This is a genomic window from Klebsiella sp. Q2 (assembly GCF_009900705.1).
Classification (GTDB): domain Bacteria; phylum Pseudomonadota; class Gammaproteobacteria; order Enterobacterales; family Enterobacteriaceae; genus Klebsiella; species Klebsiella quasipneumoniae.
In genome coordinates this window covers 476358-498931 of the sequence record NZ_JAAABE010000002.1, presented here as the reverse complement: position 1 = coordinate 498931, position 22574 = coordinate 476358, and the positions used below count along the sequence as shown (strand labels likewise).

Below are 22574 nucleotides of genomic sequence, written 5' to 3'. Positions count from 1 at the left end.
GCCGGCACAATGCCGTTGCGGTAATCAGTATTTAATTGTTAAGATGGCTGTAATTAAATTATTCTGCACCTCTTTTCCCGTCGCGGACAATAGACAATAGCTGAGGAAAGCGTTTGCAAATAAACAGAAACCTGCGGACCCACAGGCCCACAGGTTTCTTTCCCGACACCGTCATAACGGCGTCACGGGTCATCAGTCATCAGCTGTCGCCGGATTTACGGCCGCCGCCATGGCTGTTCTTACCACCCTTTTTACCGGCTTCGGATGCACGCTCAGGATCATTTTTGAAGTTCCCGCCGCTGTGCTGCCCACCTTTACGCCCGGCTTCGGATGCTTTTTCACGATCTTCTGCAAAATTACCTGAACCGCCTCTATGCTCTGCCATAATTTTCACCTTTGGTTTGATCAATATCGGTTGGTAAATGGAAAATGACCCTGTTACAAATCATCACCCTCGATATCTAACACTAGAGGAATACCCGCAGGAGTCAAATTAATCTTGGCCATCACCCAGCGCATCAACAAAATAAATTAACCACAGCGAAGCGGCATTAAAAATTAATTTTTACGCAACTCCCTTATTCGCTTTGGGTTATATGTACCTTGTGAACTGTACTGTGGACATTGGTTCACGTTTGTAAACTAATGAAAATAATCTGATGAATAAATGTTTCTACAAATCCCGGGCTGCCACCCTTCCAAAAATTAACACCAAAGAGGTATACCATTATTATCCATGCGTAGCGGATTACCCTATTATTCCCCTTTTCACTTTGTCTCCCTCTCTGCCTTTAAAAAATCTCCGCCGCGCAGCAAATAAAATAGCCAGCCCGCATTAAGTCATGATGGAATAATCCTAATTTAACCCCGGCAATGATAACGCAGCGCTATTTGCTTAAATACGCCGGGGATCAGTCGGTTAAGGAATAACAATGCGTCTTTTCGCGGCCATTCACTGGCCCTGGGTGAGTCATCCGGGGTCTGGCGACGGGGGAACCTGACCTATCCTTACAGCTGGCCCGTTCTGTCTGAAGGAGATGACTATGCAAGATGAAAAACCGCCCATGAAGAAACTACCCACCTCCATGTTGCCAGAAGAGACGGCTCCACGTCCGGAGTTCCCGGAGCAAGAACAGAACCCGCCGGGTCTGGATGCGGAAATGGAGCCGTCACCGGACCATGGGGAAACCAGCTACACCGGCACCGGGCGGCTGGCCGGTAAGAAAGCGCTAATTACCGGCGGCGACTCCGGCATTGGCCGCGCGGTGGCGATCGCCTTTGCCCGCGAAGGGGCCGATGTCGCCATAAGCTATCTGCCGGAGGAGCAAGAGGACGCCGATGAAGTCATCGCTCTGATCAAAGCCGAAGGCCGCACCGCGGTGGCCCTGCCGGGGGATATTCGCTCCGAGTCCTTCTGTCAGTCGCTGGTGGCCGACGCGGTGCAACAGCTGGGTGGCCTGAGCATCCTGGTCAATAACGCCGGACGTCAGCAATATTGTGAGACCCTTGAGGAGCTGACCACCGAAGACTTTGACGCCACCTTTAAGACCAATGTCTACGCGCCGTTCTGGATCACCCGCGCCGCGCTGCCCCATCTCCAGGCCGGGAGCGCGATCATCAACACCACCTCGGTGCAGGCCTATAAACCCAGTCCGATCCTCCTCGATTACGCCCAGACCAAAGCCTGCCTGGCGATCTTCACCAAATCGCTGGCCAAACAGGTGGCAAAACGCGGCATTCGCGTTAACGCCGTAGCCCCCGGCCCTTACTGGACGGTGCTGCAGTCCAGCGGCGGTCAGCCGGACGAGAAAGTGAAACAGTTCGGCAAAGACACGCCGATGGGGCGCCCGGGGCAGCCGGTCGAGATCGCCCCACTGTACGTCACCCTGGCATCCGATGCCTGCTCATATACCTCCGGCCAGGTGTGGTGCTCTGACGGTGGAGACGGGGTAGTCTAAGCCTCCTGGCAGACCGGCGTGCGACATCGCGCGCCGGTTTTACCCTCCGTCCCCCGGGGAGCGATATCTGCCCTCTCGCCTCGCCGCCGCAGCGATTTTTCCTCTCCTGCAGCCTACCGGCTGCGTGCTATGATACTCGCCCGCCGCTGTGCGCTAACCCCGGCCCTGACGCCAATCCTGAGGACGACAGATGAGTAACGACATTCCCCTGAAATTTTATGACATCGTGGACGAATACGAGACCGAAGCGGCTGCCCCGGTTAAGGATGAGGAACGCGATGCGCTGGCGCGCTATTTTCAGCTGCTGATTGCGCGATTAACCAACAACGAAGAGATCGATGAAGAAGCGCAGCAGGAGATGGCCCGCGAGGCGGCCATTGACGAACGCCGTATTGACGATATCGCCAACTTCCTTAATCAGTGGGGCAATGAGTAAGGTTGATCCTTGGCTTTCCGACAGGGCAACCGCCCGCCGGCGCTGCCGCTGAAGGCGGCGCCGTTGCTCAGGCATCGGCGAGCGTCTCCCCCAGCCGTCGCTGCAGCGCATCCAGAAACAGCGGCAGCCCATCGGGCTGATAGTCGCGGGAAAGATAGATGCCGTAAACGCTCAGCGCCTTCGGCGTCCAGTCAGGAAGCACCACCTCCAGCGCGCCGCTGGCAATCGCGCTCCGCGCCTCCAGTTCGGGGAGCATCGCGATACCGCACCCCGCGACCGCCGCCTCCAGCAGTAAGGAAGAGATCCCGGCGCTCAGATTACCGTTCACTGCCACTGACGCCTCCTGACCCTGTGCATCGCTGAATTGCCAGCGCTGGCCGGCAAAATGACTGTATAACAGGCAGTTATGCTGTTGCAGATCGTCAAGGGTCGTCAGCGGACCATGCTGGCGGAGCCAGCGCGGCGCAGCGCAGAGTAGCGACCGGCACACGCCGAGGCGGCGAGCGATAGCCCCCGCCTCCGGATTATCGGTAATGCGAATAGCCACGTCGATGCGCTCGCCGATCAGGCTGACCGGATGGTTATTGATATCCAGCTCCAGACGCAACAGCGGATAACGGGCAAGAAAATCCGGCAGCAGCGGGGAGATCAGCTGCATCGCGGTAAAATGCGCGCACGCCACCCGCAGCGTGCCGCTGGGGTCGGCACGCTGGCGTTCGCCGGCGATTTCATCGGCGATCCGCGTCAGGCCGCGGGTCTTGAGCAATACCTTCTCCCCGGCCGGGGTTAGCGTCAGCCGCCGGGTTGAGCGATGGATCAGCCGGGCGCCGGCCCAGCTCTCCATCTGTTCCAGATAGCGGCTGACCATCGGGCGCGACATCCCCAGCGCGCGCGCCGCGGCGCTGAGGCTTCCCAGTTCGCAAATTCGCAGATACACCTGCGCCGCAATCACCCTGTCCATCACGCCCCCTTTATCTGCACGATTTATGAAACTCAGCATCTCTTATTTCAGGAATTCTATCAAATGGCGAAATCCGTACAATGCTACGCATTCCCCTGTCATTGAGAATGAATCATGAAATTATCTGCTCTTGCTATTGCCACCGCCCTGTTCAGCGGCGCGGTCTTCGCGGCGCCGCTGACGCTGCAGACTTACAACCCTCAGGAGAAAGGTCTTTTTGCCGTCAACTCCACCCTCGTTTCCGGCCCGCATGAAGCGGTGCTGTTTGACGCCCAGTTCAGCGTCAAAGACGGCGAAAAGCTGGTAGACATGATCAAGAAAAACGGCAAACCGCTGTCGCGGATTGTGATCACCTCCGGCGATCCTGACTTCTATTTTGGCCTTGAGCCGCTGGTGAAAGCCTTCCCGCAGGCGGAAGTGGTCGCCACGCCGGAAGTGGTTAAACATATTGCAGCCACCAAAGCGGCAAAGCTGGCGTACTGGGGACCACAGATGAAAGACGGTGCGCCGACGCAGGTATACGTCCCGCAGGCGCTGAAAGCCAACAGCTTTACCATCGATGGCGAAAAAGTGACGATTATGCAGCCCCATGACTACGCGGCGTTCGTTTGGATCCGGGCGAACAAAACGATCCTCGGCGGCACCGGCGTGGCCTGGGGCATGCATCTCTGGACCGCCGACACCCAGACGCCGGCCAGTCGACAGCAGTGGCGCACTACGCTGGACCAGATGATTGCTCTGCACCCGCAGCAGGTGATCCCGGGACATTACCTCGGCACGCCGCCGGAGGGTGACAGCGCGGTGCGCTTTACCAAAACCTACCTCCAGCAGTTTGAGCAAGCGCTGAAGACACATAAGGACTCCGCCGGGGTGATCAAGGCAATGGAGACACAGTGGCCAGGGCTGGCGGAAACCAGCTCGCTGGAGCTCAGCGCCAAAGTTAATACCGGCGAGATGAAGTGGTAACGCCGGCGCTGCGCGAGGGAGACTGTTCTTAATCTGGCGCACTAAGGTTGCTATTGCCCTGAAAATGGACCACCCTACCTGTGGCCGCATAAAAAACGTGCGGCCAACTTTGGGTTACATTTCATCCGGTCACCACCGGGTTTGCCCTTGAAACCAGAACAGGATAAAGGAGTCAGAATGAAATCGAACCATCAGGCACGTCATCTTCTCGGTCTGAACTACAAGCTTTCCCAGCAGAAAAAAGTGGTGCTGGAAGGCGATGAAGCAACCACCCTCAACCATATCCATGCTACCGGCCGCAAACGCCGCGGTGGTTAATTTTCAGCCTGAGTGATGATAAACAACACCGTCCTGTTGCCAGGATGGTGTTTTTTTATGGCAATTGACGGCTTGTTTACCCGCTTGAAGACCTTCTGCTCTATACTCTGCCCGCTGCTTTTCCCTCCGCCCTTCGCTTATCGCCGCGCCGGGACTGTGGACACGATCAAGGAGTTAGTGCGATGCAATTTACCCATAAGAAAAACCGTTCCCTGTACATCCCCTACGCGGGTCCCGTTCTGCTTGAATTCCCCCTGCTCAACAAGGGCAGCGCCTTCAGTATGGAAGAGCGCAGCAGTTTCAACCTTCTTGGCCTGCTGCCGGAAGTGGTTGAAACCATCGAAGAGCAAGCGGAACGCGCGTGGATCCAGTATCAGGGATTCAAAACAGAAATCGACAAACACATTTACCTGCGTAACATCCAGGACACCAACGAGACCCTTTTCTATCGCCTGATTGGCAACCATCTCGAAGAGATGATGCCGGTTATCTATACCCCGACGGTAGGCGCCGCCTGCGAACGTTTCTCCGAGATTTACCGTCGCGCCCGCGGCGTCTTTATCTCCTACCAGAATCGCCATAATCTTGACGACATTCTGCAGAACGTCCCGAACCATAACGTCAAAGTGATTGTGGTGACCGATGGCGAGCGTATCCTCGGCCTCGGCGACCAGGGCATCGGCGGGATGGGGATCCCGATCGGCAAACTGTCGCTGTACACCACTTGCGGCGGCATCAGCCCGGCTTACACCCTGCCCATCGTGCTGGACGTCGGAACAAACAACCAGCAGTTGCTGGACGATCCGCTGTATATGGGCTGGCGCCACCCGCGTATTACCGATGACGAGTACTACCAGTTCGTTGACGACGTGATCCAGGCGATTAAGGCCCGCTGGCCGGACGTGCTGCTGCAGTTTGAAGACTTTGCGCAGAAGAACGCTATGCCGCTGCTCAACCGCTACCGCAATGAGATCTGCTCCTTTAACGACGATATCCAGGGTACCGCGGCGGTGACCGTCGGGACGCTGATCGCCGCCAGCCGCGGCGCCGGCAGTCAGCTGAGCGAACAGAAAATTGTCTTCCTCGGGGCGGGCTCCGCCGGCTGCGGCATCGCCGAGCAAATTATCGCCCAGATCGTCCGCGAAGGACTCAGTGAAGAAGAGGCCCGCCAGCGTGTGTTCATGGTTGACCGCTTTGGCCTGTTAACCGACGGCATGCCTAATCTGCTGCCGTTCCAGAACAAGCTGGTGCAGAAACGCGAACATCTGCAGGGCTGGGATACCACTAACGATGTACTTTCCCTGCTCGACGTGGTGCGCAACGTGAAACCGAACATCCTGATCGGCGTTTCCGGTCAGCCGGGGCTGTTCACGGAAGAGATTATCCGCGAAATGCACAAGCATTGCCCGCGGCCAATCGTGATGCCGCTCTCCAACCCAACGTCACGGGTGGAAGCCACGCCGCAGAATATCCTGAGCTGGACCGACGGCGAGGCGCTGGTCGCCACCGGCAGTCCGTTTGCCCCGGTTACCGTCAAAGGCAAACAGTACCCCATCGCCCAGTGCAACAACTCCTATATCTTCCCGGGCATTGGTCTGGGGGTGATCGCCTCCGGCGCGTCGCGGGTCACCGACGAGATGCTGATGGCCGCCAGCGAAACCCTGGCGAAACACTCGCCGCTGGTGAACAACGGTGAAGGTCCGGTGCTGCCGGAGCTGAAGGATATCCAGACCGTCTCGCGGGCGATCGCCTTCGCGGTCGGTAAGGTGGCTCAGGAGCAGGGCGTGGCGGTGAAAACCTCCGCAGAAGCGCTGCTGCAGTCCATCAGCGATAATTTCTGGCTACCGGAATATCGTAATTACCGCCGCACCTCAATTTAATCGCGCTCACCGGGCCGAACGATCGGCCCGGTTATTAATAGCGTCCGGATAATATTTCCCACCACAGAAACGCCTTTTCCGCCCATATTCATTTATCGTAAAAATAGAAAACGGATAGCATTTGCCGCGCGCCCTCCGCTGTGCAAAATAGTTGTTTCTCACCCCCTCACAACGGAATGTGAAATGCAAAAATTAACCCCTGACGCGAATAAAGCGAAGGCTATTCTGATCCGGATTGTCTTACTCCTCACGGGTAGTATCGCCATCATCGCCGGCCTGTGCCTCTCTGGCGGCGATATGTGGATGCTCACCCCGCGCGCTGAGCAGTATCAGCCCGCTACCGGCGATCTGGTGGACATCGTCATCTATACGCCGAGTAAATTCTTCTTCGCCCTGCTCTACGTGTTGTTTCTGACTCTGGTCTGGCTGTTGGCGGTGCGTAATATTCCCTGGCGGCCGATACAGCATCCGCTATTCCCGCTGATGGTACTGATTGCCGCCGGGATCTTTATTTTCCTCCATCCGGAGGTCACCCCCGGACGGGATGCCAGTATTCAGTACGGGAAACACAACGTTTACTACACTGCCATTTTCTGGATGAAGACAAATTCTAACCAACGTATCACTCAGCCCTCTAAATATGAGATTTTTGTTGAAGCGAAAGATCCGCGCTGGCCTGTCGACAGGGATAATCTTCGCCGCGCCTGGCGCTGTGAAGTACAGCGGCACAGCCAGTTTTACACCCTGTCATTCAATGAGGGCTGGTTTCCGGACCGCGATCCGCAGGTCATGGCCCGCCAGTGTACTCAGGTAAGCGATCTGAACGCGCTCAGCGACACGGCAATCATGATTGCCCGCCCGATCGCCACCGTTCCTGTGGAGGCACCATAAATGAGCCAGCAAAAAATGGTTCTGCAACCGCTATTACGGGTCTGGCTGGGGTTGTTTAGCGGGCTGCTGCTGGTGAGCGCCATCAGCGGCTTTCACGGCGAGTACTGGTATTTCGGCGATAAGCAGGCGCTTTACGCGGCGAAAGCCGGCGAGGTGTCGGTGCATGAACTCTACACGCCGGCGAAAATCCTCTTCGCTATTATCGTCAGCCTGATCCCGCCGCTGCTGTGGCTGCTGCTGGTCAACCGTCTGCCGCAGCGGCCGCTGACCCACCTTCTCCCGCCATTGCTACGGCTGCTGGCGGGACTGGCTTTTTTCTTCCTCAGACCCGACGTGATTCCCGGCGGGGAGACCGCCGTCTATCGCTACGGCGAGCGGGAGCGCTACTACCAGACGGTCCGCTGGCAGAAACCGGAGCCGGGCGCGTGGCGGGGTATCCGCTCTGAGTACAACGTGTATATCGAATATCGCGATCCCAAGGGATATCGCAAAGCCGACAATATTAAAAACGCCTATACCTGTGAAACCCACCGGGAGTCTCGCTTTTTTACCTTAACGACCGAAGAGGATTGGTATCCGGATGCGTATCCGAATATTCTCGAGGCTCCCTGCCAGGCGATAAAGGATCCCCAGGCGATGACGGAATATACCCGCGACCACGCCCGCTGGTTTCCCATTATTTTTTAAATAAATCAATGATAATACTTTCAATGATTCTCACTACTAAGACAAACAAGGAACGTTAATATGCCCCACCAGGTTGCGACAAAAAATATGACGAATAGGATGATCATTTTATATTTAGCACTGACAGGAATAACAGGGTTAGTCTATGGCTTATGTTCACTGAGTGGTGAAACACTGCATTCCCCCTTTGAAATCAGTTCATATGATGCCGTTGCTGGTGATCTTATCGAACATAGTCTGTACACCTTCTATAAACCGTTTGTCGCTATTCTCTGCTCACTCGTTATACCGTTGATTTGGCTGTTATCAACGAGAAAATCAACGCATCGTAAACTGCGTCATCCGGTTATTCCCGTTATGCTATCTTTGCTGATTTTCATCTTTTTTGGATTGTTCCCCGGCGTTATTCCCGGTGGAGAGACAACCCGTTATCGTTACTTCCTTCATGATAAGCATTATCTCAGTATTGTCTGGGCAAGCATGGAACCAGATAATTATTTTGAATCCAGATCCCACTATGAAACTTACATAGAATACAGAGACCCATATGGATTCCGAAGAATTGATAACATTAAAAATGCCTATCACTGTGAGCAAACACGTGAAACTGTTTTCCTGACGCTTTACATTTCTCAACGCTGGTTCCCGAAGGGTAAACCTGATGTCCTCGAAGCCCAGTGCCAAAAAATAACTGACGCTAATACCCTGACCGAAGCGGTACTGGCAAAAGCGTATTGGTTTCCCTTTGTACGCTAAACTCTGAGGGGCGCCGCGCTCGCCCCCTGCCAGTTTTGTCACTGGCGCGCTTTTCCTTTCCCCACTACACTGCCATCACCCATTCACTAACTGAATATAAAAGGAGGCCCCCCATGCTGTATTGTGAAATGTTTATTGTTTCACATGCCTTAGGCAATGGCGCCAGCTCAAGCGTTATCGGTATCGTGCTGCGATAACTTTGGCTTGAGCGAAGACCCTTCACAGAATCCCTTCTCTCCGGCTTACCGGGTTATCGTCAGCGAGTTTTGACGAGGCATTCGCATGCCTGTAACTCTTGAGTAAGTTGACTATGAGTACATTACTAACTGCCCATGCGCTCCACGTGGAGACGGCTTTTGGGCCGCTGTTTAACACCCTCTCCTTCACCCTGAAGAAAGGCGACCGTATCGGTCTCATTGGCCATAACGGTTGTGGCAAAAGCACCCTGCTGCAGGTGCTGGATGGCACTCTCGCGCCCACCTCGGGCAGCGTCTCGCTCGCCGGTCAGTGTCTGATGGCCCGCGTTGAACAGCATCTGACGGAGGCGCTGCGTTCGCAGTCACTGCTGCAGGCGGTGCTGGCCCCGTTACCCGCCGACGCCCGGGAAGCACAGCGCTGGCTGGCCGAACGCCTGCTGGCGCAGATGGGCTTCACGCCGGCGGTGATGGCGCAGCAAACCAGCACCCTAAGCGGCGGGCAGCACACGCGCCTGCTGCTGGCCCGGGCGCTGATCCGCCAGCCTGACCTGCTGCTGCTGGATGAGCCCGGCAACCATCTCGATCTGCCCACCCTGTTGTGGCTGGAAAGCTTCCTGCAAACCTGGCAGGGGAGCTTCGTGCTGGTGTCACATGACAACACCTTACTGGATGCTGTAACTAATGCCAGTTGGATCCTTCGCGACCAGACGCTGCACAGCTTCGCCTTGCCCTGCAGCGCTGCCCGTCAGGCACTGCAGGAGCAGGATGAAAGCGCCGCATTACGTCATAAGGCCGAGCAAAAAGAGATCGACCGGGTCAGCGCCAGCGCCCGGCGGCTGGCCACCTGGGGTCGGGTGTATGACAACGAAGATCTCGCCCGCAAAGCCAAACAGATGGAGAAGCAGGTCGCCCGCCTGAAAGACGAGCAGACTGAGCTCAGCGTCGGCCCGCCGTGGCGCCTGGTGTTGCAAGGGGACGCCCTGCCGGCGGACCGCCTGCTGGAGATGGACAGGCTGCCGGTGGCCCCCGCGCCGGGACTGCCGGCCCTGTTTACCGCCGGCGTGGCGCGACTGCGCAGCGGAGATCGCGTGGCCATCATGGGGCGCAACGGCGGCGGTAAATCGTCCTTGCTGCGCCTGCTGTGGCAGCAGATGAACGACGCATCGCCTCTTCCGGGGCTGCGTCTGCACCCCCGGCTTCACCCCGGGTATTACGACCAGACGCTGGCGCAGTTGCCGGACGATGCCAGCCTGCTCGACGCCCTGACGCCGTTCGCCCCGTCGGCGGACACCCGGAAACGGGCGCTGATCGCCGCTGGATTTGGCTGGGCGAGGCATGGTCAGAAGGTCAGCACTCTCAGCGGCGGTGAGCGGTCGCGGCTGCTGTTCGTCGGCCTGTCGCTGGCGCGCTACAGCCTGCTGCTGCTGGATGAACCCACCAACCATCTTGATATGGAGGGCAAAGCGGCGCTGGCGCAGACGCTCCGCGACTACCCCGGCGGCGTGCTGCTGGTTAGTCATGACCGCCAGCTTATTAGCGAAAGCTGTAACCGCTTCTGGCTGATCGACCGCGCCGGGCTAACGGAGTGGCACAGTCTGGAAGAGGTTTATGCCCGTCTGCAGACGCAGCCCTCCACCCCGACGGTGGCCTACTCACCTCAGGAGCCGTCACTCGCGGCTGATGATGAAGAGGCGCTGCTGGCGCGCCTGATCGCTCTGGAGCAATGGCTGGCGGACGACATGGCCCGTAAGCCGAAACATCAAAAGCCTGCGCTGCAGGCGCAGTGGCGAGAGGAGATCGCCCGGCTGCTAAATCAACTGGGGTAATCTTCGCCCCCCCGCCGGCTAAGGCACCCCGCCCTTAGCCGGCGTTGCCTGGCCGGGTAAACTGCTGCTCGGTCATCACCTTTCCCCACTGATCCCCCTGCCATTCGCGGGTTAACGTGAAGCCAAAGGACTCATACAGTTTGCGGGCCGCGTCCAGACCTTTAAACGTCCACAGCTGAACGGCGCTGAACTGACGACTATCGCAGAAAGCCATCGCCTCACTGAGGAGCCGCCTGCCAATGCCGGTTCCCCGACAGCTGTCATCGAGAATGAACCAGCGTAGATGCGCCTGCTGCTGGCCGAGATCCTCGCCATCGATCGCCACCGAACCGACAATCTTCCCCTCGCGCATCGCCAGCCAGATCTGGTTGGCCGGCGAGGAAAGCCGGGTGGCAAATTCCGCCACGCCGCTGGCGACCTTGCCTTCAAAAAAAGCGCCAAAGTCATGGTGCCGGGCGTAATACTCCCCGTGCATCTGGGCTATCCGACCGATCATTCCCGGCTGATAGCCGGTCACCAGCGAAATCTGCGGGGTCGTATCCGCCAGCGCAGTATCCCGACACTGCGCCAGCGCCTGCGCATAGGCCGCCAGTCCGCTGGCGACGGTCCGCTGCTGCGGCTCATCCAGATGGCCTAACGTCTCCACCACCCGGCGGGTAGCCCACGCGTTGATCATCGCCACCGTATCGTGCCCCTTGGCGGTCAGCGCCAGCGATTTAGACCGCGCATCCTCCGCGCAGGGACGTTCCTCCAGCTCCCCGGCCGCCAGCAGACGGGCAATCATCCGGCTGACGCTCGATTTTTCCAGGCCCAGCAAAGTCACCAGCTGGGCGGCGGTCATCGCCCCTCTCACCGACACTTCGAGCAGGGTATGCACCGCCGACGGCGAATAGTGGGTGGCGGCCAGCGTGGTGTTCATAAAACCCAGCTCGCGCACCATTAACCGTGAGGCGGTACGGATCTGTTGGATTAAGGAGGTGTCAGCCATAGCGATGCGTCCAGATCAAGATATAGTTGTATTATACAACCATCTATCGCAGGACGCGTCAAGAGGATAACCCCTCCAGTACGGCTGGGTAGCGTATCGGATGATGGAATGCTGCGGGCGCCGGACTCCGCCCGCGATGAATATTATTGCGGGTTCTTCCCCTTCCAGGCTTCCCAGGCCGATTTGATCTCCTGCTTCGCGGCGGCGGCATCATTAAACCCGGCCAGCTCGACCTTTTTCCGCCCCTCCGGCAGTTCTTTATAGACCCGGAAGAAGGCCTCCAGCCGCTGCTGCTCGATTTTCGGCAGATCGGCGATGGTCTTGATGTCGTCATAGGTGGGATCAATTTTGCTGGCCGGCACGGCGATGATTTTGTCGTCTTTCTCACCGCCGTCTACCATCTTAAGGACGCCGATCGGCCGCAGCTTAATCAGCGTGCCCGGGGCCATTGGCGCGCGGGTGTAAAACACCACGTCCAGCGGGTCGCCATCCCCGGCCAGCGACTGGGTTAATGAACCGTAGTTTGCCGGGTAAGCCACCGGCATCGACTGAAAGCGGTCGGCGATGATAAATCCTGTTTTGGCGTCGGTTTCATACTTAATGATCCCGCCAGCCGGGATCTCGGTAACCGCGTAAAACTCTTCGGGATTGTTTTCCGGCTGCGGGAATTCCAGCACATTGTGAGCCTGTGCGGCGGCGGAAAAAAGCAGACCGGCAGTGAGGAGCGTTTTGACCAGATGCATTGTTGTATCACTCTGTTGTTATAAGAAATTGATGCGCAAAACAATAGTGTTGAGTGATGAAGAAAACATGACCATTCAGTGACGCTATTATTACCTACCAAAATTAGAGGTATTGTCTGAATTTTGTGCTATCGTTGTAGCAAAAAACCACATCCTGTACTAAAGCGCCTTGTTTTTTTCCCCATAGCGTCTAATCCTTATTAGGTAGTATTGCATTAATAAAATTAATCATTCCCCTCACAAGGAGACAGGCATGAAGGCAGCTGTTGTTACCCACGACCATCAGGTTAACGTTACGGAAAAAACGCTGCGCCCGCTGGAATACGGCGAAGCGCTGTTGAAAATGGAATGCTGCGGCGTGTGTCATACTGACCTGCACGTGAAAAACGGCGATTTTGGCGATAAAACCGGCGTTATTCTTGGTCATGAAGGGATCGGGGTAGTACAAAAAGTCGGCCCTGGCGTCACCTCCCTGAAGCCGGGCGATCGCGCCAGCGTGGCGTGGTTCTTCGAAGGCTGCGGCCACTGCGAATACTGTAACAGCGGCAACGAGACGCTGTGCCGCTCGGTGAAAAACGCCGGTTATACCGTCGACGGCGGCATGGCGGAAGAGTGCATCGTCACCGCCAACTACGCGGTCAAAGTCCCGGACGGCCTCGACTCCGCCGCCGCCAGCAGCATCACCTGCGCCGGGGTCACCACCTACAAAGCCGTTAAGGTCTCCCACATCAAACCGGGCCAGTGGATCGCTATCTACGGCCTCGGCGGCCTGGGCAACCTGGCGCTGCAGTATGCCAAGAATGTCTTTAACGCCAAAGTGATCGCCATCGACGTCAACGACGGCCAGCTGGAGCTGGCGGCCTCGATGGGCGCCGATCTGACCATCAACTCGCGCAATGAAGATGCGGCGAAAGTGATTCAGGAAAAAACCGGCGGCGCGCATGCTGCCGTGGTGACCGCGGTTGCTAAAGCGGCCTTTAACTCGGCGGTGGATGCCGTTCGCGCCGGCGGCCGCGTGGTGGCGGTAGGCCTGCCGCCGGAAGCAATGAGCCTCGATATTCCACGTCTGGTGCTCGACGGCATCGAAGTGGTCGGCTCGCTGGTCGGTACCCGTCAGGATCTGGTGGAAGCCTTCCAGTTCGCCGCCGAAGGCAAAGTGGTGCCGAAAGTCACCCTGCGCCCGCTGGAAGATATCAACGCCATTTTTAAAGAGATGGAGCAGGGTCAGATCCGCGGCCGTATGGTTATCGATCTACGTAGCTAATCGCCAGCGCCTCTCCCGCCCGGGAGAGGCGCTTCCCCTCGCTTCCCGCCGCGAAAAGTAAATGCAATTTCCGCAAATGCTTAGCGCAATTCCTTGGTTCCTTTGTTTTTAGCCGCGCCCGATGATGGCAAGACAATAGATAACAAAGGAATTCACCATGCATCGTCATTTTCGCCTGCCCGCGCTGGCCGCGCTGTTTCTTTCCGGCGCCTTTTCCGTCTGGGCCGCCGACACGCCGGTTAAAGGCGGTACCTTAATTTATCTGGAGCAGCAACCGCACACCAATCTCTATCCACCCGCCGGCGGCTTTTATCCAAACGGCGGCATTCTCAATCAGATCACCGACAAGCTGACCTGGCAGAACCCGAAAACGCTGGAGATTGAGCCGTGGATCGCCGAGAGCTGGACCAGTAATGCCGATAAAACCGAGTACACTTTCCACCTGCGCAAAGGGGTCACCTTCTCGGACGGTACGCCGGTGGATGCCGCCGCCGTCGCCAAAAACTTCGACACCTATGGGCTGGGCGATAAAGCCCACCGCCTGCCTGTCTCGGAGGTGATCAATAACTACCAGCGCAGCGAAGTGATCGACCCGCTGACGGTGAAATTTTACTTCAACAAACCGTCGCCGGGCTTTCTGCAAGGGACCGCCACCATCGGCTCCGGTCTGGTGTCCCTCAGCACCCTGCAGCGCAATTTTGAGGAGCTGGGCGATGCCCGGCATATCATCGGCTCTGGTCCCTTTGTGGTGCAGGATGAAAAACCGGGCCGCGAGCTGACGCTGGTGGCGCGCAAGGATTATCAGTGGGGGCCGAAAAACATCGCCCAGCAGGGGCCCGCCAACCTCGACGGCATCACCTATATTGTGACCCCGGAAGACAGCGTGCGCATCGGCGCGCTGCTGGCCGGCCAGGCGGGCTTTATTCGCCAGGTGCAGGCCTACGATGAAAAGCAGGCGACCGATCAGGGATTTAAGGTCTACGCCGCCCCTACCCGCGGGGTCAACGACAGCCTGAGCTTCCGCCCGGATAACCCTCTGGTCGCCGACCTGCGGGTGCGCCAGGCCCTGCTCCATGCCACCAACGCCAAACAGGTGGTGGAGACGCTGTTCTCCGCTAACTACCCGCAAGCCACCTCCGTGCTGGCCAGCTCTGCCGCCGGCTATGTCAATCTGAGCGATAAACTGACCTTCGACCAGGCCAAAGCCCGGCAGTTGCTGGATGAGGCCGGCTGGAAAGCGGCCGCCGACGGGATTCGCAGCAAAGACGGGCAGCGGCTGGCGCTGACGGTCTATGAGTCGCTCCCGCAGCCGCAGAATAAAGAGGTGCTGCAGCTGATCGCCCAGCAATGGCGCCAGGTGGGAGTCGCGTTAACGGTCAAAGCCGGGGATGCCGGCAGCCGTACGCTTGACAACCTCGACCCGCAAAAAACGCCGCTCACCGTTTCGGAAGTGGGCCGCGCCGATCCGGATGTGGTAAAAAGCATGTTTTTCCCCAACAACCGCGACGCGCTGCTGCAGAAAGGCGGCTCCAGCGATAAAGTACAGCACTTCCGCGATGATAAGCTGAACGATCTGCTGACCGGCATCTCCGCGGCGGTGGAGCCACAGCAGCGTCTGCAGTTAACCGGCGATGCCCAGCGCTATCTGATCGAAAACGCCTATGTGATCCCGATTTTCGAAGAGCCGCAGGTGTTCGCCGGCGCGCCGTGGGTGAAAGGCGTCAGCTTCGAGGCCGTCGGTCGTCCGTCGTTCTACAGCGCCTGGCTGGATAAACATTAAGAGGCCGGATATGAGCGCTTATCTTCTGCGACGGTTCGGTCAGGGGCTGCTGGTCCTGTGGGCGGCCTTTACCCTCACCTTTTTCCTGCTGCAGGTGCTGCCAGGGGATGCGGTGCTGATCAAGTTTCAGAACCCGGACCTCGGTCTGAGCCCGGCGCAAATCGCCGACATGCGGCTGGCCTACGGCGCCGACAGCCCGCTGTGGCGCCAGTACCTGCACACGCTGCTGGCAATGCTGCACGGCGACTTTGGCTATTCCCTGCAGGCGGGTCTGGCGGTCAGTAGCCTGATTGCCAGCAACCTGCCGGATACCTTAAGCCTCGCCCTGCCGGCCTTCCTGCTGGCCGTGATCCTGGCGTTCACCCTCGCCTTCGCCTCGCGTCTGCCGGGGCTGCGCTGGCTGAGCAACCTCCTGCAGTCGCTGCCGGTGCTGTTTATCTCGCTGCCCACCTTCTGGCTGGGTATCGCCCTGATCCAGCTCTTTTCGTTTCAGTTGCGCTGGATCCCGGTGATCAACCCCGGTCCGCTGGAAGGGCTGATTTTACCGGTTATCGCCGTCGCGCTGCCCATCTCCGCCCCGCTGGCGCAGATCCTGATGCGCAGCATGGATCAGGTGGCGGTTCAGCCCTTCGTCGCGGTCGCCCGCGCCAAGGGAATGAGCGAGACCGGCGTCCTCTGGCGCCATGTGATGGGTAACGCCCTGCTGCCTGCGCTGAACATAACCGGGCTGCTGCTGGGCGAGCTGATTGCCGGGGCGCTGATCACCGAGACCGTCTTCGGCCGCAGCGGCCTCGGGCAGCTGACCCAGCAGGCGGTGAATAACCAGGATATTGCTGTGCTGCAGGCGGTGGTGATGATCTCCGCCCTCGGTTTCGTCCTGATCAACCTGCTGGTCGACCTGGTCATGCCGCGGCTGGATCCCCGACTCCAATTACAGACCGGAGGTGTGAAATGAGCCTGGTCGACTATGCCATCGCGGTTCGCCGCCGCCCGGAGTGGCGCAGAGTGCGTCTGCAGCCAGGCCTGTGGCTGGCGTGGGCGGTGATGATCACCGCCCTGTTAATGGCCCTTGCCCCACAGTGGTTTACCTCCGCTAACCCACTGGAAGGGATCCCCGGCGCTCAGCGCCTGGCGCCGCAGGCGCACTACTGGCTGGGCACCGACCAGTTGGGCCGCGACCTGTGGACGCGGGTGGTTTACGGCGCGGTACATTCTCTGTCGGCGGCGCTAATCGCCGTGGCCATCGGCCTGGTGGTCGGCACCGCCCTTGGCACCCTCGCCGGGGCACTGGCCGGACGCGTGGAATCCACCCTCATGCGCCTGGTGGATGTCCTGCTGGCCATCCCCTCGCTGCTGCTGCAGCTGACGGTGATCATTCTGCTGGGTTTTGGCACGGTGAATGCGGCGGTGGCGGTCGGCGTCGCGGCTATCGCCAGCTTCGCGCGCCTGGCGCGGGCGGAAGTGGTGCGCGTGCGCCACAGCGATTACGTCGAAGCGGCCCGGGGCAGCGGCGGCACCTTTCTCGCCATCTTCTGGCGTCATATCCTGCCCAACTCGCTCACCGCGGTGCTCGCCTTCGCAACGCTGCAGTTTGGTTCCGCGATGCTGGCTCTGGCCACCCTCAGCTTCCTCGGCTACGGCACCCCGCCGCCGGTCCCGGAGTGGGGATTACTGATCGCCGAAGGTCGTAATTACCTGTCGACCGCCTGGTGGCTGACCACCTTCCCCGGCCTCGCCGTGGTCGCGGTGGTCCTTGCCGCCAATCGTCTTAGCCGCCAGTGGAGTGGAGTACGCCCATGAACGTTCTGTCTGTTGAAGATCTGCGCATCAGCTACCGCTCGCGGGGCGAATGGCGCGAAGTGGTGCATAACGTCAGCTTTTCCATTCAGCGCGGCGAAATGCTGGCCTTCGTTGGGGAATCCGGCTCGGGGAAAACCACAACCGCGCAGGCGATTATCGGCCTGCTGGCGGATAATGCCCGCCGCGACGCCGGGCGAATTATTCTCAATGGCGAAGTGATTAGCGACTGGTCGGCAAAACGCCTGAACCGCCTGCGCGGAGTGAGCATCAGCCTGGTGCCGCAAGACCCAGGCAATTCGCTTAACCCAGTAAAAACCATTGGTCAGCAGGTGGAAGAGATTCTGCAACTGCATCAATCCCTCTCCGCCGCCGAACGCCGGCAGCAGGTCCTCAACCTGCTCGCTAAAGTCGGGCTCAGCCACCCGGAACAGCGTCTTGACCAGTACCCGCATCAGCTGTCGGGCGGGATGAAGCAGCGGGTGCTGATCGCCATCGCCATTGCCCTGCAGCCGGATCTGATTATTGCCGACGAGCCTACCAGCGCCCTTGACGTCACGGTGCAGAAGCGCATTCTCGACCTGCTCGATATCCTGCGTCGCGAGTCGGGAACCGCCGTGCTGTTTGTCACCCACGATCTGGCGCTGGCCGCCGAACGCGCCGACCGGATCATGGTGTTTCGCCAGGGCGAGATTCAGGAACAAGGCGCCACCGAGACGATTGTCCGGCGTCCGCAGCACCCTTACACCCGCCAGCTGCTCCGCGATCTGCAGGACGCGCCGCTGAGGCTGACGGCGGATCGTCCTCGTCCGCTGGCCACGCCGGCCATTCGCGTCGACGGGATCAGCAAACGCTTCTCGCTGGGCAAACAGGCGCTGCAGGCGCTCGACAGCGTCAGCTTTGAGGTCAGGCGCGGCAGCACCCATGCGCTGGTGGGCGAGTCCGGCTCCGGAAAAACCACCCTGGCGAGGATCCTGCTGGGCTTCGAGCGCGCCGACGCCGGACAGGTGACCATCGACGGTATTGACGCCGGGCATCTTAGCCGCGAGGCGCAGCGTCAGCTGCGGCGCAAAATCCAGTTCGTCTATCAGAACCCCTTCGCTTCGCTCGACCCGCGCCAGACGCTGTTCGCGATTATCGAAGAGCCATTAAAAAACTTTGAGCGCCTCAGCGCGGCGACGCGTCGCCAGCGTGTGGAGAGCGTCGCCGCCCGGGTGGCACTGGCCCCGGAGCTGCTGTCGCGGACGCCGCGGGAGCTTTCCGGCGGCCAGCGGCAGCGGGTGGCGATTGCCCGGGCGTTGATCCTCGAGCCGGCGATCCTGGTCCTTGACGAAGCGACCTCGGCGCTCGACGTCACCGTTCAGGCGCAGATCCTCGCCCTGCTAGAGCAGCTACAGCAGCAGCTTGGTCTGAGCTATCTGTTCATTACCCACGATCTGGCGACGGTGAGGCGGATTGCCGACAGCGTCACGGTGCTGCGCGCCGGCCAGGTGGTGGAGCATGGCGACGTTGGCCGCCTGTTCGCCGCCCCGCAGCAGGCCTACACCCGCGAGCTGATCGCCGCTATCCCCCAGGTTTCCCCCCGCTTAGCGCAGCCCTATACGGAGAACGCATAATGCCTAAACGCCTCGGCTTTTTTACCCGTCTGCTCGACCAGGGCTCTGCGCAAACGCGCTACCTGCTGGCGGCCGAACAGATCCGCCACGCGGAGCGCGTCGGCTTCGACAGCGCATGGATTGCCCAACACCATTTTCATGAACAGGAAGGCGGCCTGCCTTCCCCGCTGGTGTTTCTCGCCCACGTCGCGGCGCAGACTGACCGCATTCGCCTCGGCACAGCCATTATCACGTTGCCGATGGAAAATCCGCTGCGCGTCGCCGAAGACGCGGCGGTGCTGGATTTACTCACCGACGGGCGTCTGGAGGTGGGGTTTGGCTCCGGCGGCACGCCAACCTCATTTCTGCCCTTCGGCCTGACCAGCGAGCAGCGCGGAGCGGTGTTTGCTGACCATCTGCACCTGATCCACAGCGCCTGGCGCGGCGACACCCTCAGCCACCCGGACAACCATCTCTATCCGCCGGCGCCGCAGCTGGCGGCGCGAATCTGGATCGCCACCTTCTCGGTGGAGGGCGCCATCCGTGCCGGTCAGGCGGGACACGGGCTGATGCTGTCCCGCACGCAGCCCCGGCCGCCCGGTGAGCCGCGCCTGCCGCTGGACGCCATTCAGAACCCGATCATCGACGCCTATCTGTCGGCGCTGCCGGACGGCGTTGCGCCGCGGATCCTCGCCTCGCGCACCGCCTTTGTCGCTGACAGCCACGCCCACGCCCTGCAGGTCGCCGAACCCGGCCTGCGCAAACAGGCGGCACAGCACCGGGAAGCGGGTCATCGGATAGAAGGTGACAGTGTCACTGACTATCTGCAGCAGCTGGATGCCCACGTCGGCGATCCTGAGCATGTTATCGCCTCCCTGGCGCAAGACAGCGTACTGGCCCGCGCTACCGATATTTCGTTTCAGGTGCACTCGGTGGAGCCTTCGCACCGGGATACGCTGCGTTCCATTGAGCTGATCGCTCAGCATATTGCCCCCCACATCAGATAAGGAGTCACCATGACGCTGAGTCAGGATATTCTGGCCGAACTGGCGGAGATCGCCATCGGCTCCCCGCTCGATCAGGCGCGCGCAATCCGCGACGCCGCCACCCGTCACGCCCAGGGAAGTTATGAAGTGCTGTTCAGCCAGCAGGATACTGACTTTCCTCTTGATGAACGCTTCGCCGTGGCCGCGAAGGTGGCGAAACTGCACCAGGCGGACGCGCTGGCGGCGCACTATGCCGGCTTCGGCCTTGCCGACCCGACCACGGACCGTCTGGTTCCGGCGCTGGCCTTTGCCCGCCTGCTGACCTTCACTCCTGTCGAAGCGACCCCCGCCGCGCTGCACGCTCTGACAAAAGCAGGCTGGAGCCTGCGGGGCATCGTCACCCTGGCGCAGCTGGTGGCCTTTATCGGCTTCCAAAGCCGCCTGCTGCTGGGCCTGCGGGCGCTCAACCATCAGCCCATCGTCAGCGCCGACACACCGGTGGTGGCCGGGTACTGGCACACCACCCCACAAACTCAAAGCGGCAAAGCGGCCCCGGTGCGTTTCACCCGTGATGAACTGCATTGGGAACCCTGGCTGGCGGATAAACCGCTGGCGGAATTTAGCCCTGAAGAACAGGCGATCCTGGCAAAATATGGCCATAGCGATTCGCCTTACTTCCGCCTGCTGGCGCGCAACCAGCCGGTGCTGGAGCAGCGGACGCTGACTGATAAAGGCATTTTCTATACCCCAGGGGGGTTGCCGCGCGCCGAACGTGAACTGGCCGCCACGGTGGCCAGTAAAATCAACGGCTGTATTTACTGCGCCTCGGTACATGCCCGCAAAGCGGCGCAGCTGGCGAAGGACGAGACCGCCGTCGACACGCTGCTGGCGGTGACGCCGGGAGACGATCTGCGCGGCGGGCAGTCGCCGCGCTGGCAGGCGGAGATCGATGCCGCCGCCGCGCTGTCGGTGACGCCGCCCGCGCTGAAAGCCAGCCATCTGGCTGCGCTTGATGAGCAGGGCTTAGATACCCTGGCCCAGCTGGATCTGCTGCAGTCAGCGGCCTTTTTCGCCTGGGCCAACCGGCTGATGCTGACGCTCGGCGAACCCTGGCGTGAGTAAGCGTCGTTAGCAAGCCTGTCGGCGCTGATGGCGACCGTAGATGAGCAAGGCGCTCATCGCCAGAAACGACAGCGTGGCGGCGGGAAGCGCCACGCTGTTCCAGCCGAACCCCTGGGCAATCATCATTCCGCCGCAGAAGGCGCCGATGGCGCTCCCGAGGTTAAAGGCGATCTGCCCCCCTGCCGCCCCCAGCATCTCGCCGCCTTTGGCGTTCTGCAGCAGCAGGATCTGCAGCGGCGCCGACAGGGCAAACAGCCCGGCACAGCAGAAAAACGCCAGCGTCAGCGAAGCGACTTTATGCTCCCCGAAGGCAAAGATCAGCAGCAGCGTCACGGCGATCGCCCCGTCAGTCATGGCCGCGATGCGCAGCGGACTGTAGCGCCCGGAAATTTTACCGCTGAACAGATTGCCAACCACCATACCCAGCCCCGCCAGCATCATAATCAGCATCATCCGGCTTTCGGCAAAGCCGGAGACGTTGAGCATAAAGGGCTTGATATAGCTGAACCACGCGAACACCCCGGCGTTACCGAACATGGTGGCGGCAAAAATCAGCCACGGCGCCGGGGAAGCCAGAAAACGGAACTGCTCGCGCAGCCGCGTGCTGGCCCGGTCATACAGCGTGGGCACCCAGCAGCAGATGGCCAGAAACACCGCGACGTTAAACACCGCGATAAGTGCGAAGGTATAGCGCCAGCTAAAGTGATGCCCAAGCCAGGTGCCGCCGGGGACGCCCACCAGGTTAGCGATCGTCATGCCGCCAATCATCCCGGCCACCGCGGCGGTCACCTTCCCTGGCGGCGCGATTTTCGACAGGATAATCGCGCCGACGCCAAAGAACGCCCCGTGGGGAAACCCGGAAACCAGCCGGCCTAGCGCCAGCATGGCGTAGCTACTGGAGAAGGTAAACAGGGTATTGCCGAGAATGCACAGGGCGGCGAGAAACAGCATCACCGATTTCAACGAAAACCGACTGGAGAGCAACGCCATGATCGGTGCGCCGATCACCACGCCGAAGGCATACCAGGCAATCATATTGCCGGCGGCGGGAATGGAAATCCCGACATCGCGCGCCATGTCCGGCAGCACGCCCATAATGCCAAATTCCGCCATGCCGAGTCCGAAAGTGCCCAGCGCCAGTGAAAAGATCGTTTTTTTCATACATCTTATAGGGGTATTGAGAGACGGCCGGCATTATTGACCATCCCGACTCGCCACACCAGCTAAAAACGCCCGACGGCAGTATCCTCCATATAACGGCCTGATTCGTTCATGCGCTCGCCAGCGCCACTGTTGGCTTTCCTGCCGACGGCAGAGGCGCCTGGCGGTGGATAATCCCCTGTAAAAATTGGTGGGCACGCAGGGATACATCGCGGATTGATCTCAAGTTAACTTGAGGTTGTAAAGTCGAGACATCGTTCAC

At 59.6% G+C, this 22574-nt stretch carries 21 protein-coding genes and 3 pseudogenes; 17 read left to right on the top strand and 7 right to left on the bottom strand.

The window, feature by feature from the left end:
* Positions 1–199: 199 nt before the first annotated feature.
* Positions 200–385, bottom strand: coding sequence for a general stress protein (locus tag GT756_RS10145; RefSeq protein ID WP_004143718.1), 186 nt, complete (start codon positions 383–385; stop codon positions 200–202).
* 658 nt (positions 386–1043) lie between these two features.
* Here GT756_RS10145 and GT756_RS10140 point away from each other — a divergent pair.
* Positions 1044–1958: an SDR family oxidoreductase gene (locus GT756_RS10140; protein WP_004202642.1), complete on the top strand. Its 915-nt coding sequence runs from the start codon at positions 1044–1046 to the stop codon at positions 1956–1958.
* 190 nt (positions 1959–2148) lie between these two features.
* The gene (locus GT756_RS10135; RefSeq protein ID WP_004202643.1) at positions 2149–2394 is read left to right on the top strand and encodes a YmjA family protein; all 246 of its coding nucleotides are present in this window, start codon (positions 2149–2151) and stop codon (positions 2392–2394) included.
* A 67-nt stretch (positions 2395–2461) separates the two neighbouring features.
* Here the strand turns inward: GT756_RS10135 and GT756_RS10130 are convergent, their stop codons facing one another.
* On the bottom strand, positions 2462–3355 hold the full coding sequence (locus GT756_RS10130) for a LysR family transcriptional regulator (protein WP_004202645.1): 894 nt from the start codon (positions 3353–3355) through the stop codon (positions 2462–2464).
* 114 nt (positions 3356–3469) lie between these two features.
* On the opposite strand from GT756_RS10130, the gene GT756_RS10125 reads away from it, so the two are divergent.
* Together GT756_RS10125 and sra are read left to right on the top strand one after the other, a co-directional pair.
* The gene (locus GT756_RS10125; protein ID WP_043519632.1) at positions 3470–4321 is read left to right on the top strand and encodes a Vmh family MBL fold metallo-hydrolase; all 852 of its coding nucleotides are present in this window, start codon (positions 3470–3472) and stop codon (positions 4319–4321) included.
* Between the two features lie 177 nt (positions 4322–4498).
* On the top strand, positions 4499–4639 hold the full coding sequence (gene sra, locus GT756_RS10120) for a stationary-phase-induced ribosome-associated protein (protein WP_004202647.1): 141 nt from the start codon (positions 4499–4501) through the stop codon (positions 4637–4639).
* Here sra and GT756_RS25845 read toward each other — a convergent pair.
* Positions 4636–4743, bottom strand: a complete 108-nt coding sequence (locus GT756_RS25845) for a hypothetical protein (protein ID WP_032425875.1) — start codon at positions 4741–4743, stop codon at positions 4636–4638. The two genes, sra and GT756_RS25845, sit on opposite strands and share 4 nt — an antisense overlap.
* A gap of 78 nt (positions 4744–4821) precedes the next feature.
* Here GT756_RS25845 and GT756_RS10115 point away from each other — a divergent pair, with 78 nt between their 5' ends.
* From GT756_RS10115 to GT756_RS10095, 5 genes are all read left to right on the top strand, one after another.
* Positions 4822–6519: an NAD-dependent malic enzyme gene (locus GT756_RS10115; RefSeq protein WP_004202648.1), complete on the top strand. Its 1698-nt coding sequence runs from the start codon at positions 4822–4824 to the stop codon at positions 6517–6519.
* Positions 6520–6702: 183 nt separating this feature from the next.
* Complete coding sequence (locus GT756_RS10110; RefSeq protein ID WP_160124743.1) at positions 6703–7410, top strand: glycosyl transferase; 708 nt, start codon at positions 6703–6705, stop codon at positions 7408–7410.
* Positions 7411–8097 (top strand): hypothetical protein, encoded by a 687-nt coding sequence (locus GT756_RS10105; protein WP_160124742.1) that lies wholly within the window; start codon positions 7411–7413, stop codon positions 8095–8097.
* A 60-nt stretch (positions 8098–8157) separates the two neighbouring features.
* A complete protein-coding gene (locus GT756_RS10100) occupies positions 8158–8853 on the top strand; it encodes a hypothetical protein (RefSeq protein WP_023318355.1) in 696 nt (231 codons plus the stop codon).
* 310 nt (positions 8854–9163) lie between these two features.
* Positions 9164–10876 (top strand): ABC-F family ATP-binding cassette domain-containing protein, encoded by a 1713-nt coding sequence (locus GT756_RS10095; RefSeq protein WP_160124741.1) that lies wholly within the window; start codon positions 9164–9166, stop codon positions 10874–10876.
* Between the two features lie 34 nt (positions 10877–10910).
* On the opposite strand, the pseudogene GT756_RS26190 reads toward GT756_RS10095, so the two are convergent.
* Positions 10911–11237: pseudogene (locus GT756_RS26190) on the bottom strand (GNAT family N-acetyltransferase); the annotation flags it as partial.
* Between GT756_RS26190 and GT756_RS26185 the strand changes: the two are divergent.
* Positions 11160–11318: pseudogene (locus tag GT756_RS26185) on the top strand (hypothetical protein); the annotation flags it as partial. The pseudogenes GT756_RS26190 and GT756_RS26185 sit on opposite strands and share 78 nt — an antisense overlap.
* Positions 11319–11627: 309 nt before the next feature.
* On the opposite strand, the pseudogene GT756_RS26180 reads toward GT756_RS26185, so the two are convergent.
* Together GT756_RS26180 and GT756_RS10085 are read right to left on the bottom strand one after the other, a co-directional pair.
* A pseudogene (locus tag GT756_RS26180) lies at positions 11628–11717 on the bottom strand (MarR family transcriptional regulator); the annotation flags it as partial.
* Positions 11718–12007: 290 nt separating this feature from the next.
* On the bottom strand, positions 12008–12607 hold the full coding sequence (locus GT756_RS10085) for an inorganic diphosphatase (protein WP_004202655.1): 600 nt from the start codon (positions 12605–12607) through the stop codon (positions 12008–12010).
* Positions 12608–12860: 253 nt separating this feature from the next.
* On the opposite strand from GT756_RS10085, the gene adhP reads away from it, so the two are divergent.
* From adhP to GT756_RS10050, 7 genes are all read left to right on the top strand, one after another.
* Positions 12861–13871 carry an alcohol dehydrogenase AdhP gene (gene adhP / locus GT756_RS10080; protein WP_004202657.1) on the top strand — a complete coding sequence of 337 codons (1011 nt, stop codon included), beginning with the start codon at positions 12861–12863 and terminating at the stop codon, positions 13869–13871.
* A 157-nt stretch (positions 13872–14028) separates the two neighbouring features.
* Complete coding sequence (locus GT756_RS10075; RefSeq protein WP_060655891.1) at positions 14029–15651, top strand: TIGR04028 family ABC transporter substrate-binding protein; 1623 nt, start codon at positions 14029–14031, stop codon at positions 15649–15651.
* 10 nt (positions 15652–15661) lie between these two features.
* Positions 15662–16606: an ABC transporter permease gene (locus GT756_RS10070; protein ID WP_160124739.1), complete on the top strand. Its 945-nt coding sequence runs from the start codon at positions 15662–15664 to the stop codon at positions 16604–16606.
* Positions 16603–17451: an ABC transporter permease gene (locus tag GT756_RS10065; RefSeq protein ID WP_160124738.1), complete on the top strand. Its 849-nt coding sequence runs from the start codon at positions 16603–16605 to the stop codon at positions 17449–17451. The genes GT756_RS10070 and GT756_RS10065 overlap by 4 nt, the downstream gene beginning before the upstream one ends.
* Positions 17448–19064: an ABC transporter ATP-binding protein gene (locus GT756_RS10060; RefSeq protein WP_017900523.1), complete on the top strand. Its 1617-nt coding sequence runs from the start codon at positions 17448–17450 to the stop codon at positions 19062–19064. Before GT756_RS10065 ends, GT756_RS10060 begins: the two co-directional genes overlap by 4 nt.
* Positions 19064–20050 carry a putative FMN-dependent luciferase-like monooxygenase gene (locus GT756_RS10055; protein ID WP_062914235.1) on the top strand — a complete coding sequence of 329 codons (987 nt, stop codon included), beginning with the start codon at positions 19064–19066 and terminating at the stop codon, positions 20048–20050. The genes GT756_RS10060 and GT756_RS10055 overlap by 1 nt, the downstream gene beginning before the upstream one ends.
* 9 nt (positions 20051–20059) lie before the next feature.
* Positions 20060–21151, top strand: a complete 1092-nt coding sequence (locus GT756_RS10050) for an alkylhydroperoxidase domain protein (protein WP_048294921.1) — start codon at positions 20060–20062, stop codon at positions 21149–21151.
* A 6-nt stretch (positions 21152–21157) separates the two neighbouring features.
* On the opposite strand, the gene araJ is transcribed toward GT756_RS10050, so the two are convergent.
* Complete coding sequence (gene araJ, locus GT756_RS10045; RefSeq protein ID WP_053810337.1) at positions 21158–22312, bottom strand: MFS transporter AraJ; 1155 nt, start codon at positions 22310–22312, stop codon at positions 21158–21160.
* Positions 22313–22574: the final 262 nt, after the last annotated feature.